The following is a 15,565-nucleotide window of genomic DNA, read 5'->3' as shown; positions in this document are numbered from 1 at the left end:
TCTAGCTCAGTTGAAGGAAGATTTGAGAGAATTTTAATTCGTGATTTGTGCTCTTCAACCTCCTTAGATAAAGATTCTGGACAATGTAATTTTACAGCAGCAGAAAAGATGATCTCTTTTGTTACTCCTGTTCCGATTAGTCCTGTGAACAACACTGTTGCGTCAATTATTAACTCCATTTACAACAGCTCTGGGTACAGCTTCTTCAATTTCTTATGCATGCCTTTATTTACTTCCCTTGCTAACTTAAGAGCATCTTCCTCTGTTAACTTAGACTTAGATACAATTCTGTTAAATTCTTCAAAATCCTCTTGCAGCTCCAGCCTTTTTAGAGCTTCTTCCCTGGCTAATTCTGACCAATTTACCCAGGGCAATTTATCCATCGATGCCTTAAATTCCTCTGAGACATTTAATGCAATGCTTGCCATTTACAATTCACCCCTTTTCCTCATTTCTTCAAACTTTATCAGCTGCTCTGCTCTTTTGCTTAGCCTTGACCTAAGCACTTCTGGCCAATTGACTTCAGAATGTTCGTCCATTCTTTTCTTTAATTCTTTCGGAATTGATAATGTTAGTGTTGGCATTTCAGCACCTCATGATTTTGTATTTAAACAACATATTGTTAATACACAGAAAGATGTTAGTATATATAAAACTTTCGGTTTTGAACGTAGTGAGAAACCGAAAGCTAGGAACGTAGCGAAGCAAAAGCCGAAGGCGTTGACTCTGCTTTTGTTTTTGAACATAAAGAAAAAGAGGCATAATAAAAATCGAACTCGTTGAAAAGAGATCAAATCTTGAAAAAAAAGGAATAGAGTTAACTAATCCTAATGCCAGGGACTTTCTGCAGCAGAAGACAAAAGACGAACTTATAGATCTCATCATGATGCAAAAAGAGGAGAAGATACCTGTCTCTTTATTTAAAAATGACCTCGGGCCTTTGGAAGCTGTTGTAAAGTTTCTCAAGGAAAATAAAAACCTTACGCTGAAGCAGATTGCTCTAAAGCTTAATAGAAGCAGCAAGACAATATGGACCACATACAATAATGTGAGGAATGAAAAGCTAAAGGTTTCTGCTTCTTTTCATTTTATTCCTATTTCTTTTTTATCCAAGAAAAAATTGTCAATCCTTGAGTCAATTGCATCTTATCTGAAGGATGTTGAATCCCTTACATTCCACCAGATTGCTGAATTGACTGGCAGGGATGACCGCACAATATGGACATGCCACCACCGGGCTGTTTTGAAAATAGAAAAAAACTTAGAAAATGAATAAATTAGATTATGCTATAAACTCGTGCAAGATTTCCGTAATTCTAATATTGGTGCTTACAGCCCTGTTCAGAATCTTCATTATGCTGAATCCTTCTATTACAAGCTATGCAGTTATTGTAGAAAATGCATACTCCGAAGATCTCAACCTTTCAATAAGCCAGAGCTCTGAGCAAACAATAGCATTGCAGAATCCCGGCGAGCTGTCTTCCCTGAAGATAAGCGGGAATGTGATCGGAATAATCTTATAACAGCGAATGCTGTTGCTGAGGGATTGAATTTAAGCGCAAATGAAACAAATAATTTAACAGAAAACATAATAGCAAATGAAACTGCAGATGCAATAAATCAAACAAATAACCCTCCTTTATGGATATCTGAAATTTCTTCATTTGCAGTTGATCAAGGAAGCTCTTTAACCCTTAATCTGAGCAATTACTTCTCTGATGCGGACAACGATACAATGTCTTATCTGGCTTCAAGCAATGAGAATGTTGATGTTGTCATTAACAACTTTGTTTCATTGATGACAATAACTCCGAAGCCAGAATTTTCAGGGAACAGCTCAATCATTTTATTTGCAGGCGATGGAAAAGAGCTTACAACAAAGGAAATAACAATAATTGTAAACCCTGCTGTTATAACTGCTTTTGAATTTGAATGCGCTGAGACATGCTTCTTGAACAATATAACTGCAAATGAAATAACATTGATTGCAGAGCTTGAGAATGCAAGCCTGCAGATCAATTCAATAGATTATACTGTGTTTGAGCAGGTTTCAGCTAATGTTTCCAATATTTCAATAGAGCAGAACATAACAAATGAAACTGCAGTTAATGAAACAATCCCTGCTTTGCAAATTACAAATATAACAATTAAGAAATTCCACAAAACAGAGATTGATAAGAACTTCAAGGCTGCTGAAAACGCTGAGTTTGAGCTTGAATTCGTCAATGAAACAGAGCTGATAAAAGAGAATAAAGCCATAAACAGAAAGAATTTTGAAAAGAAATTAAATAAATGGGCTGCTGAAAATGAAACAGTTGAAGCAAATGTTGTTTATAATTTCAATAATGAGAAAATTAACTTTGATGTTGAGATTGAGGAAATAAGGGAAGGCAAATTTTTCTTTAATATTATTAAGCCAAGGCAATTCAGGCCAGGGATTTATACTTTGGAAGTTAATTTCACAAGAAGCGGAGAAAGCACAATAATCTCGCAGGATTTTGCATGGGGCGTTCTGGCAATTAACACGCATAAGTCCATTTATCTGCCGGATGAAACAACAAAGCTTGGAATCGGTGTTTTGAATGATGCTGGAAGTGTTGTATGCGATGCTGCCTTATTGCTCGAGATAACCGACCCTTTCGGCATTAAAACAATTCTTTCATCAGAGAATGGCGGAATAATAAGAACTCAGGATTGTTACAAGTACGGCGACAATGTTCTGCCGGATTACATTGCGGATTATATTGTAAATATTCCCGGGGTTTATGTTATGAATTTAACAGCAGAGACTTACAACGGCATCAGGAATTTAATTGATAATTTCACAGTTGCCAGTTCTGTTGACTTTGACGTTGAAAGAATCGGTCCGACAAGGATATGGCCGCCTGCTGCGTATAATGTGAGCCTTGTGATAAAGGCGAACAAGAACTATAATGGACAGATTATTGAGAAAGTGCCTTTATCGTTTGACATCAGCAATGTAAGGATTGAGGTTGTTGAGGAAACAAGCTCAAATGAAACAATACAACAATTAAATCTTAAAGGAATAAACTTAGAAAATAAAAAAGAAAAAATAAACGGATCTCTCAATCAAGTAAAGCTATCTGACCAAGACAATAATGAGGTTAATGATAAAGTATATAAATCTTTCGGATTTTTTCAAGATGGTGTAAAGCCGCGGATGCTCAATCAGGTAGAGCGCTTGCCTGAAAAGCAAGTGTCTGACCAAGACATGCGGGTTCAAAACTCTTACTCCTTCGGAGATGAGAGTCCCGTCCGCGGCGCACAAAATTCTGGAAATGAAATAACAAATAAAATAATCGAGCTGATTAAAGCTCCTGAAGCCGGTATTATCGAAACCAGAAAAACAACTCTTAACCTTGCTGCCCCTGATTTTGCAGTTGTTGATGCTGGAGACCACAAAGAAATAATCTTTAATGCAAACCTCAAGAAAGGCGGAAAATATAAGTTAAGCTATGCTTTTGACGCCCCGGATGAATCTCCTCAATTCTATCTTCTTGGAAAAGCTGATATTGGCAGCTTTTCTGAAGAAAGGCATTGGCAGATTGCATCTGACCAGGTTTTATCTGACAACGATGCTTCATCTTCAATAAATGATACAACGCTTACTGAAGGCGATTCTGCTGCTGTCGTAATCAGCTATTCAACTGACAACTTTGGAGTTGGCTCTTATGTATGGGTTGTTAATTTAGTTCTTAAAGACACAAATACAGTTGTAACAAACATAAATGGAACGTGCAGCAATAAATTCAATGTTACATCAATGAGCTTTTCCTGCCCTGGCGGCCAGAGTTGTGTAGCAAACTTAACAGCAGGAACAGCAACATTGGATTGGGCAAAGTCAAAAACAGGAACTGTAACATGGAATATTTTAGCTTGCTCTGGCTCTTCTTCAAGTTCTCCTTACAACATTACGTGGAATGAAACATCAACTACTGGCCAGCAAATCACATGGAACACGAGCTTGATAACAGTTGCAGCTCCTCCAGACACCACACTTCCTTCAGTATTGCAGCAATACCCCGCCAATAATTCAATAAATAACACAGGAACAGTTAATTTCAACTGCTCTGCAACTGACAATACTAACTTAAAGAATATTTCACTGTGGGGCAATTTCACCGGAACATGGGCTTTGAATGATTCATGGTGCAATGTTACAGGAACAGCTGCAAGCTGCCAGTGGAACAAGACACTGCCTTCCAACACTTATATCTGGGGCTGCCGGGCTTTTGATTTAGCCAACAATTCAAACTGGACAATGCAGAACTGGACTTTAATTGTCGATACTCTTTCACCCACATTTTCAAATGCCTTGAACAGCTCTGGATGGCAGTATGACAATGTTACAATGAACATCACAATAAGCAACAATGCTGTTGACGGCTATATATTTTCCACCAATATCACTGGAACTTGGGCAAATGACTCATGGGTTGATATTACGTCTAATCCAACCACATACAATGCAAATACAACAAAGAACATTTCTCTTGCTGCTGGCGTTGGCTATGGCTGGAAGTATTATGCGAATGATACAGCTAAGAACATTGGTGAGAGCATTACTTACAATGCAACTGTCAAAACAGATATAATGCCGAATATTTCATTGATTTCCCCTTCAGATGGAACAAGTTCTGTTTTGACTAACTTTACTTTTAAAGCAGCTGGAACAGACGATAGAGCATTAGTTAATGCAACATTTTACTGGAATTATTCTGGAACATGGCTTTCGAATGGAACAGTAACTATGTCTGGGACATCTGCGCAGGCTAACTTCACAAGAGATAATTTAGCTTTTGGCAGCTATATCTGGAATGTTCAGTTCTGCGACAGCATAGGGCAGTGCAACTTTTCCCTCACCAATTATAGTTTGACGCTCAGAGCAGCAAATGTTTATTGCGCAGGAAACTATACAGAAGGAAGCGACTGGATTGTAAGCAGGAACATAACCTGCGCGAATGAAACAATTTACATGACTAACAATATAACAATCCTAAACAACGGAAGCCTATACTTATACAATGTTACCTTAAACTTTTCAATGTTCACAGACGGCTCAAACTTCATCAACAAAAGCCCGAATGGCGGATTGTTTATTTACGACCTCGACAGCAACGCCTCAACACAGGAAGACGGCTCTTGGATTATGAGCAATGATTCCAACTTTGAATTTGATTTCTGGGCTTTTGGAAATGGATTGAATGATAACTTTACCATGAGGAACAGCAAGGTGAGTGATGCTGGGTATTCAACTAATAGTCAAGGAATACAGCTTTACAATGTGAGCAATGTTGTTGTTTCAGGGAATAATGTAAGCGGAGGTGTGCAATATGGCGTATATCTTCAATACTCAACGAATAACAATATATCAAGCAATAATATAAATATAACTGGAACTGGAAGCGACAGCAGCAATATTTACCTTCTTTCAAGCTCGAATTCAAACACTTTATCAAGCAACACGATAACAACAGATGGAAATACTAATAATTATGGAATTTATCTTAAATCAAGCTCGAATTCTAATAACGTATCAGGCAATACAATAACAACAAAAGGAAGCTCTGGAGTTGGCATTTATCTTCTTTCAAGCTCAAACTCAAATACATTAACAAACAATGAAATAACAACAAACGGAAGCAATGGCATTGGCATTATCATTGGTTTAGGTTCAGGCTCAAACACCTTATCAAGCAATACAATAACAACAAACGGAAGCTCTGGTTATGGAATTGAGATTGGAGACAGCGGAAACACAAACATAACAGGAAATACAATAACAACAAGCAATACTAATGGTTGGGGCATTCATCTTTTATCAAACGCACAGTCGAATACATTAACAAGCAATACAATCACAACAAATGGAAGCACTGGCTATGGCATTTATCTTAATTCAAACTTAGCGTCACAAATATTAATAAGCAACACAATAACAACAAGCGGAAGCTCTGGAGTTGGCATTTATCTTCTTTCAAGCTCAAACAACAACGCAACAAATAATGTAATAAATGCAACAGGCACAAACGCAGATGGCGTTTATATCTTTGCTGATTCAGACAACAACATTCTAAACTTAAACAACATCTCAAAGTCAGGCAGAGACGGGATAAGAATAGAAAACTCGGGAACAAGCCTTCCAGAAAGAAACAACATCACGAACAACATTATCTTAAATGCAACAGGAAATGGAATTTTCATAAACAACACTTTAACAGCATCTCAGTTCATTTACAACAACAACATCTCTTATTCAAGCAATAATTCAATACAGTTGAACAATGCCTCAAACATTACAATTATTGCTGGCTCTTTGGAATACAGCAGAGTGGGGATAAATGCCTCTCAATCATTAAATGTAACAATCGCAAATGCCACTTTTGTATTAAGCACATTGTGGGATTTCTACATTATGAACAACTCTTGGCTCATTAGCCTGAACAACAGCTTCAATTCAACTGCTGTGAACATAACAGGCTCTGCAGGTGATTTCAGCAACTTTACAGTCATGTGGTATGCGAGGGCAAATGTAACCAATTCAAGTGGAATTCATATGAATTCTTCCTCTGTGACTTCAACTGATGTGTTTGGGGCATCAGAATGGACAGACACAACAACTAATGGATTAACAGGCTGGTTTGCTGTGATTGATTATGTGCAGAATGCCAGCTCAATAAACAGCTCTAATCTGCATACAGGAACTGCATCGTTGACTGGATATCTGGCTAATTCATCAACTTATAATATAAGCGTTAAGAACATTACAGGAACTCAGGTTGATATTGTGTTGAAGAATCAAAGAAAATTCTGCAATAACAGCTATATTGAAGGACAAGCAACATGGAACATAACAAGCAACATAACCTGTACAAATGAAACAATCTACGTTGCAGGAAATATAACAGTATACAACAACGGCTCTTTAACGCTCTACAACGTTACAATCAACTTCTCTGCATTTGCAGACGGCTCAAACTTCATTAACAAATCACCTAATGGCGGCCTTTACATCTACGACCTCGACAGCAATGCTTCAACGCAGGAAGATGGAAGCTGGCTAATGAGCAACGATTCCAATTATGAATATGATTTCTGGGCATTTGGGAATGGCGGAAACGACAACTTTACAATGCGAAACAGCAAAATTACAGATGCTGGATATTCAACTAATAGTCAAGGAATACAACTCTACAACATAAGCAATGCTGTTGTTTTAGGAAACAATATAAGCGAGGGCGCTCAATATGGATTATATTTGCAGTATTCAACAAACAACAACATATCAAGCAATACAATAACGACAAGCGGAAGCAGTGGTTATGGCATTTATCTTGCTTCAAGTTCAAACTCAAACACTTTATCAAGCAATATAATAACAACAAACGGAAGCAATGGTTATGGCATTTATATTGAATCAAGTAATAATCCAAATATATCAAACAATAATGTAAATACAAAAGGAAACTCTGGATATGGAATTTGGCTTTATAGCATAGTAGTTAATGACATTAATTCCGGCGTATTGACGAGTAATATAATAACAACAAACGGAACTTCTGGTTATGGAATTTTTGTTCAAAGAAGCATTAACTTAACATCAACAAGCAACACAATAACGACAAGTGGAGGCTCTGGTTATGGCATTCGTATTGATTCAAGCTCTAACAACAATGCAACCAGCAATACAATAAACGCAACAGGAACTAACGCAGATGGAATTTATATTTTCAGCACCTCAAGGAGCAACACAATTAACTTCAACAACATCTCAAAATCTGGAAGAGACGGCATAAGGATTGAAAACTCTGGAACAAGCCTTCCAGAAAGAAACAACATCACGAACAACATTATCTTAAATTCAACTGGAAATGGAATATTCCTGAATAACACTTTAACTGCTTCTCAGTTCATTTACAGCAATAATATCTCTTATTCAAGCAATAATTCAATACAGTTGAACAATGCCTCAAACATTACAATTATTGCTGGCTCTTTGGAATACAGCAGAACAGGAATAAATGCCTCTCAGTCAGTAAATGTAACAATAACAAATGCGACATTTGTCTTAAACACATTGTGGGACTTCTATATTACGAACAACTCTTGGATTACAAGCTTGAATAACAGCTTCAACAAAACTGCTGTTAATGTGACAAACTCAGGAGATTATTCTAATTTCACAGTTCAATGGTATGCGAGGGCAAATGTGACTAATTCAAGCGGAATTCATATGAATTCTTCCTCTGTGACTTCCACAGATGTTTATTCAGCATCAGAATGGACAGATACAACAACCAATGGCTTAACAGGATGGTTTGCTGTTATTGATTACGTGCAGAATGGAACTACGATAGTGGATTATAACCTGCACACTGCAGCTGCATCTTTGACAAGCTATGTAGCTAATTCCTCAACGTACAACGTAAGCGTCAAGAACATAACAGGAACTCAGGTTGATATTGTGCTGAAAAATCCAAGGGCGCTTTGCAATGGCAACTATACTGAATTGCAGGTAAGCTGGAACATAACAAGCAATGTAACGTGCGCAAATGAAACAATTCCTGTATACGGAAACATAACAATCTTCAGCAATGGCAGCCTGACATTGCGCAACGTTACTTTAATCTTTCAGGCTTCCTCAGACGGCTATAATTTCATCAACAAATCTCCGAATGGCGGCCTATTCATCTATGATTTAGACAATAATGCCTCAACACAGGAAGATGCAACAGAGATTAACACGACTAATTCAGATTATGAGTTTGATTTCTGGGTTTATGGGAATGGTGGAAGCGATAACTTTACAATGCAGAACTCTATTTTGAAAGATGCCGGATATAGCTCTGTAAGCCAGGGAATTTACCTTTATAATATAAGCAATGTGAAGGTTATTGGAAATAACATAAGCGATGGCGCTCTATACGGATTATGGCTGCGATTTTCATCAAATAACAATGTAACAAGCAATACAATAACAACAAGCAATACTAATGGTTATGGCATTTATCTTCGTTCAAGCTCGAATAATAATATATCAAGCAATACAATAACAACAAATGGAAGCTCTGGCTTTGGCATTTATCTTTATACAAGCTCAAGCTCAAACACCATACAAAGCAATACAATAACAACAATTAAAGGAAGCGGATACGGTATTAACCTTGATGGCATAACTGGTTCGAATTCCAACAATAATGTAACAGGCAATATAATTACAACAAATGGAAGCTCCGGTTATGGCATTTATCTTTTGGTAAATGCGAACCTAAACACAATACAAGGCAATACAATAACAACAAACGGAAGCTTGGGTTATGGCATTCTTCTTTCTTCGAATTCATATTCAATATTGCAAGGCAATATAATAACGGTAAATAATGCTACCGGTATTTATTTTTCAGTAAGCTCAAACAACAATGCAACAGGCAACATGATAAATGCAACAGGAGCGAATGCAGATGGAATTTACATATTCTCGAATTCAGACAACAACATCTTCAACTTAAACAACATCTCAAAATCAGGCAGAGACGGAATAAGAATAGAAAACTCAGGAACAAGCCTTCCAGAAAGGAACAACATAACAAACAACATTATTTTAAATGCAACAGGCAATGGAATTTTCTTAAACAATACAAAAACAGCATCTCAGTTATTATTCAACAACAATATAACTTATTCTGGCATCAACTATGCCGCTGTAAAATTAATTAACGCTTCAAACATAACAATTATTGGCGGCATTATAGAGAACAATACTATCGGCATCAATGCAACCAAGTCAATCAATGTAACAATTGCAAATGCAACATTCATAGGAAGCGCATTGTGGGATTTCTATGCAACAGACAATGCCTGGATTACAAGCCTAAACAACAGCTTTAACCACAGCTCAGTTAATGTTACAAGAACGTATACTGCTGATTTGACTTTCTCTGGAATTTCAAAGCCGACAAGAAGCCATAACGCAACCTATGGCAGCTCTACAATGCTTCCTCCAGTTAATTTAGTAAACGGAACAGAATTTGCAAGCGCGCAATATTCAGGCATAGTCAATTCTGATGACAGCATATTTAATTATTCAACAACACGGTACAGCTATCATAAATTCAGCTTCAGGATAAACCGCTCTTTGGATAAAACCAGGATAGAAAACTTAACTGTTTTATGGGAAGGCAAAGCAAGCAATGCAACTCGCAGCCTTAATGCAAGCCTTTACATTTGGAATTCAACTCAATGGGAAACTGCTGCAAATACAACAGGAGACGGCTCTTCTGATGAAAACTTAACTAAAGGATATGCAAATGCCACTGCATACATAGACGCCTACAATATGCTGCATCTGCTTGCAATAGCGCAAAGCAATGCAAGCTCGAATATTTCAACAGATTATGTTAGGGTGAGTGTTTTATTAATAGATGCGAGCAACTTCACAGTCCAGTGGTATGTTGATGTGAATGTAACCGGTTCAGATTCGAATGCAATAGCTGGGGCAACTGTATTTGCCTATGAAAACAGTTCAGGCTCTTGGTCGCAGAGATGGGCTGACGTAACAGCAGACAGCGGGTTCACGGGAAAATGGGCTGTAATAGAATATGTGCAGAATGCAACTTCATTTGTAAATTACACTTCAAACTTTACTGCAAATGTAAGCACAAGGGAAAATTCAACAATAAAATACATTGCAAGCAGCCAGCAGGTGGATGTAAGAATACCTGTCCAGAATGGAAGTCTCAGATTAACATCCCCTGCAAACGAAACAAAGCTTGACAGGGATGCTGCAAACACTTCTGTAGCTGACTTTGATATTTTAACAGCAGTTCTTAGCGACAGCGGCGCTAATGTTAATATAACATTCTATGCCAATCTGACAAACCCAAACATAAGCGGACAAACTATGGTTGTCTTGGGAAGCAACTTAACTAACTCAAGCGGATATGCAACATTAATATTCAATCCCGGCTCATCTTTATATGCAGGAAACTATACATGGTGGTCGATAGCTGGAAGTATTGGAAGTTACAATGGCTCAGAAACAAGAACTTTATTGATTTATGGCGGGCTTAATGCAACATTCAGAAACAGCACATCAACGCCAAATGCAACTTACTCTCCCGGAGAGGAGGTAATAATAGAAGCATTGCTTAATTCATTGGGCGGGCCAGAAACTGCTGCTCAGATAAATTCAAGCTATTTGGCAAATGTCAGCGCTTATTTGATGCAGCCCAATGGCACAGCAATAAGGGTGCAGATGATTGATCCTGCCGCAGCTGTTGGCAATACCACCTCTCCATTTAGTTGCGGAAATAATTGCAAGAGTTGCAGGGAAGCAGGAAACGGAACAATTGATAGTTGTTATGATGGCAGTTCATGCACCGTAGTATATGTAAACAACATAACTGCAGTAGATTTAACAGATAATGAATTTTCAACTGGTGATACTGTTCAAGTTAATATAAGTGTCTATAATTGTTTTGGCCCTGGCAACCATGAAGTGGCTATTGCATATAATAATGGCAGCGGATGGGTGAACAAGTATAATGGCGCAACAAATAATGGAGCATGCACGCTTGAAAATAATCATACAGCAACTTTTACTCTAGATGATGTTTCTGGAACACATAATATAAGAGGAATTATAGCTTATACTGGAGCCACAAATATGACTTGCGGCTCTGATGCAGATGCAGTTGGTTCTGATACAGATGATATAAACATAACTGTTAATGCCAAAAACTATTGGAACGGCTCTTATGTTCTGCCTTCAACCGCATTATCCGGGCAATGGAACGTAACTTTAAACTCATCTGCAAACTGGTTCTTTGGAAATTCAAGCGGAGACAGGAACTTCACTGTTGCTGGCGACTATGTTGCGCCAATAGTAACCCTTAACTCGCCAATTAATTATTACAATGAAACATCAACAAGTACAATAACATTCAACTGCTCAGCAACAGATAATGTTAACTTGACAAACATAACGCTTTATGGAAACTGGTCAGGATGGCATGCTAATGAAACAAAATATGTGGCAGGAACAAGCAACAGCGCAACATTTACAAAGAATTTGACAAATGGAACTTATACTTGGAACTGCCTTGCATTTGACAACTATTCAAATTCAGCATTTGCCAGCGCAAACTTTACATTAAGCGTTTTCCCAAAAACATACTGCAATGGCAACTATACAGATGGAACTGATTGGATTGTTAATAAGAATGTAACTTGCGCGAATGAGACTATTTATGTAACTGGAAATATAACAATATTGAATAATGCTTCTTTATACCTTTACAATGCTACTTTGATTTTTGAAAGCTTCGCAGACGGCTCAAACTTCATAAATAAATCGCCGAATGGCGGATTGTTTATTTATGATCTAGACAGCAATGCCTCAACGCAGGAAGATGCAACAGAGATTAATACAACAAATTCAGACTTTGAGTTTGATTTCTGGGTTTACGGCAACGGCGGAAACGACAACTTCACGCTCCAGAACTCCATTGTGAGGGAGGCTGGATATTCTGGCGGCTCGCTGGGAATACGGCTTTACAATGTAAGCAATGTTGTTATTTCAGGGAATAATGTAAGCAGTGGTGCTTATTACAGCTTGTATCTGCGATATTCAACTAATAATAATATAACAAACAATACCGTAACAACAAGCGGAGGCACTGGTATTGGCATTTATCTTCTCTCAAGTTCTAATTCAAACACTTTGCAAAGCAATACAATTACAACAAATGGAAGCTCTGGTTATGGCATTTTTCTTTCTTCAAGCTCAAACTCAAATACTCTACAAGGCAATACAATTACAACAGCTGGAAGTGATGGTTATGGTATTTATCTTGATATAAGCTCAAACTCAAACATAACAAACAACACAATAACAACAAACGGAGGCTCTAGTTATGGCATTTGGCTCGATATAATCTCAAACTCAAACAAATTACAAAGCAATACAATAACAACAAACGGAGGCTCTAGTTGGGGCATTTATTTTTCTTCAAGCTCAAGCTCAAACACGTTGCAAAGCAATACAATAACAACAAACGGAACTAATAGTCATGGCATTTATCTTCTTACAAGCTCAAACAACAATGCAACCTCTAACATAATTAATGCAACAGGAACAAATGCAGATGGCGTTTATGTCTTTTCTAATTCTGACAATAACATATTCAACTTAAACAACATCTCAAAATCAGGCAGGGATGGAATAAGGATTGAAGGCTCAACAAATGAAAGGAACAACATCACAAACAACATTATTCTGAATTCAACTGGAAGCGGAATATTCCTGAACAACACGAAAACAGCATTTCAGTTCATTTATAACAATAATATTTCTTATTCAAGCAACAGTTCAATACAATTAAATAATGCATCAAACATTACAATCATCTCTGGCTCTTTGGAATACAGCAGAACTGGAATAAATGCCTCTCAGTCAGTAAATGTAACAATAGCAAATGCAACCTTCGTGTTAAGCGCACTTTGGGACTTCTACATCACAAACAACTCTTGGATTACAAGCTTGAACAACACTTTCAACAAATCAGCAGTCAACATAACCAATGCAGCAGGCGATTACTCTAATTTCACCAATCAATATTACGTTGATGTCAACGTAACAGGCTCTGATTCAAATGCCGTATCAGGAGCAACTGTATTTGCCTATGAAAACAGTTCAGGCTCTTGGTCGCAGAGATGGGCTGACGTAACAGCAGACAGCGGGTTCACGGGAAAATGGGCAGTAACTGAATATTTCCAGAATGCAACAAACATCATAAATTACACTTCAAACTTCACAGCAAATTACACAACAAGGGAAAACTCAACAATAAAATACATTGCAAGCAGCCAGCAGGCGGATGTAAGAATACCTGTCCAGATTGGAACGCTCTTTTTAATCTCTCCAGCAAACGAAACAAAGCTTGATAGGGATGCTGTAAATGCTTCTGTAGCAGATTCTGACATTTTAATAGCAAATATAACTAGCAGCACTGCTAATGTAAACATAACATTCTACGCTAATCTGACAAATCCAAGCATAAGCGGACAAACTATGGTTGTCTTGGGAAGCAATTTAACAAATTCAAGCGGATATGCAACATTAATATTCAATCCTAACTCATCCATTTATGCAGGAAACTATACTTGGTGGGCTGCAAGCGGAAGTTACAATGGCTCAGAAACAAGAACTTTATTGATTTATGGCGGGCTTAATACAACATTCAGAAACAATGCAACAACGCCAAATGCAACTTATTCACCTGGAGAAGAAGTGATAATAGAAGCATTGCTTAATTCATCAGGTGTTGAAAATGCTACTCAGTTAAACTCGACTTATTTGGCAAATGTCAGCGCTTATTTGATGCAGCCCAATGGCACAACAATAAGGGTGCAGTTAACTGCATCAGTGGCAGCAGTAGGGGGAACTTCGTCTGCAACAGGTTATCCTGTGAGAGTAATGTATAATAATGTCACAACAGACGGGGGAACACATTTAGGAGGTATAGAAAATTCAGATGGCAGTTATGGGGTAAAGTATAAGCTTGGCAGTTGGAGCGCTGCAGCAACTGGAATCGGGTTCAGAAACTCAGTAAACAGCGACTGGATAAATGAAACTATAACTTATTCATGGATAGAGATAAATGCCACAGGAACAGCTGTAACTTTATCAGATGATTCTGTTAGCTCTACAATAAACATGCCTTTTAACATAAGCTTCTTGAATGGAACCAGATACGATAAATTACGCATATCATCCAATGGATATATATACTTCAATACTAATGAGTCAAGTGCTGGTTGTTGCGATGGTGTTGATATCCCTAACCCCGCATTGCCAAATAACTATGTCGCTGGTTATTGGGAAGACTTAAACCCTGCTATAGGCGGTAAAATATATTACAAAACAGCAGGGTCTGCCCCAACCAGAGCATTCATAGTTGAATTTGATGGCGTATATCATTACAGTGGAGATAGCAGTACAACAGTTACATTCCAGATAGTATTTAATGAAACAGACCAGGTCAATTCTACAGCAAATATAACAAATGCATCAATTTGGAATGGCTCTTATGTTCTGCCGTCAACTGCATTAGCCGGCCAGTGGAATGTGACATTGAATTCGTCTGCAGATTGGTTCTTTGGAAATTCAAGCGGAGGCAGGAACTTTACTGTCAGCGATACAACTTTGCCCGTGGTCACGCTTAACTCGCCAATTAATTATTACAATGAAACATCAACAAACACAATAACATTCAACTGCTCAGCAACAGATAATGTTAACTTGAAAAAAATAACACTTTATGGAAACTAGTCAGGATAGCATGCTAATGAAACAAAATATATGGCAGGAACAAGCAACAGCGCAACATTTACGAAGAATTTGACAAATGGGACTTATATCTGGAACTGCCTTGCATTTGACAGCTCCTCAAATTCAGCATATGCAAGTTCTAATTTTACATTTAGCATTTTCCCGAAAATATACTGCAATGGCAACTATACAGATGGGAGTGATTGGATTATT

General features: G+C 37.7%; 9 protein-coding genes and 1 tRNA gene. 5 read left to right on the top strand and 5 right to left on the bottom strand.

Going from position 1 to position 15,565, the window contains the following annotated elements:
- From HYU07_07100 to HYU07_07090, 3 genes are all read right to left on the bottom strand, one after another.
- On the bottom strand, nt 1-179 hold a 179-nt coding region (locus tag HYU07_07100; GenBank protein ID MBI2129968.1), incomplete at its 3' end, for a hypothetical protein.
- A complete protein-coding gene (locus tag HYU07_07095) occupies nt 180-428 on the bottom strand; it encodes a hypothetical protein (GenBank protein MBI2129967.1) in 249 nt (82 codons plus the stop codon). It lies immediately after the preceding gene.
- Nucleotides 429-584 (bottom strand): hypothetical protein, encoded by a 156-nt coding sequence (locus HYU07_07090; protein MBI2129966.1) that lies wholly within the window; start codon nt 582-584, stop codon nt 429-431.
- 299 nt (nt 585-883) lie between these two features.
- On the opposite strand from HYU07_07090, the gene HYU07_07085 reads away from it, so the two are divergent.
- A complete protein-coding gene (locus HYU07_07085) occupies nt 884-1,276 on the top strand; it encodes an HTH domain-containing protein (GenBank protein MBI2129965.1) in 393 nt (130 codons plus the stop codon).
- Complete coding sequence (locus tag HYU07_07080) at nt 1,269-1,523, top strand: hypothetical protein (GenBank protein MBI2129964.1); 255 nt, start codon at nt 1,269-1,271, stop codon at nt 1,521-1,523. Before HYU07_07085 ends, HYU07_07080 begins: the two co-directional genes overlap by 8 nt.
- 217 nt (nt 1,524-1,740) lie before the next feature.
- Here the strand turns inward: HYU07_07080 and HYU07_07075 are convergent, their stop codons facing one another.
- Together HYU07_07075 and HYU07_07070 are read right to left on the bottom strand one after the other, a co-directional pair.
- A complete protein-coding gene (locus HYU07_07075) occupies nt 1,741-2,019 on the bottom strand; it encodes a hypothetical protein (protein MBI2129963.1) in 279 nt (92 codons plus the stop codon).
- Between the two features lie 9 nt (nt 2,020-2,028).
- Nucleotides 2,029-2,259: a hypothetical protein gene (locus tag HYU07_07070; protein MBI2129962.1), complete on the bottom strand. Its 231-nt coding sequence runs from the start codon at nt 2,257-2,259 to the stop codon at nt 2,029-2,031.
- Nucleotides 2,260-3,174: 915 nt separating this feature from the next.
- Between HYU07_07070 and HYU07_07065 the strand changes: the two genes are divergently transcribed.
- The 3 genes from HYU07_07065 to HYU07_07055 form a co-directional block, all read left to right on the top strand.
- Nucleotides 3,175-3,284: transfer RNA gene (locus HYU07_07065), tRNA-Phe, on the top strand.
- 500 nt (nt 3,285-3,784) lie between these two features.
- Nucleotides 3,785-15,352, top strand: a complete 11,568-nt coding sequence (locus HYU07_07060; GenBank protein ID MBI2129961.1) for a right-handed parallel beta-helix repeat-containing protein — start codon at nt 3,785-3,787, stop codon at nt 15,350-15,352.
- Between the two features lie 30 nt (nt 15,353-15,382).
- A partial coding sequence (locus tag HYU07_07055) for a hypothetical protein (GenBank protein ID MBI2129960.1) occupies nt 15,383-15,565 on the top strand: 183 nt, incomplete at its 3' end.

The sequence above is a fragment of the Candidatus Woesearchaeota archaeon genome (assembly GCA_016180285.1).
GTDB lineage: Archaea > Nanobdellota > Nanobdellia > Woesearchaeales > JACPBO01 > JACPBO01.
This window is presented reverse-complemented; position numbering and strand designations above follow the sequence as displayed.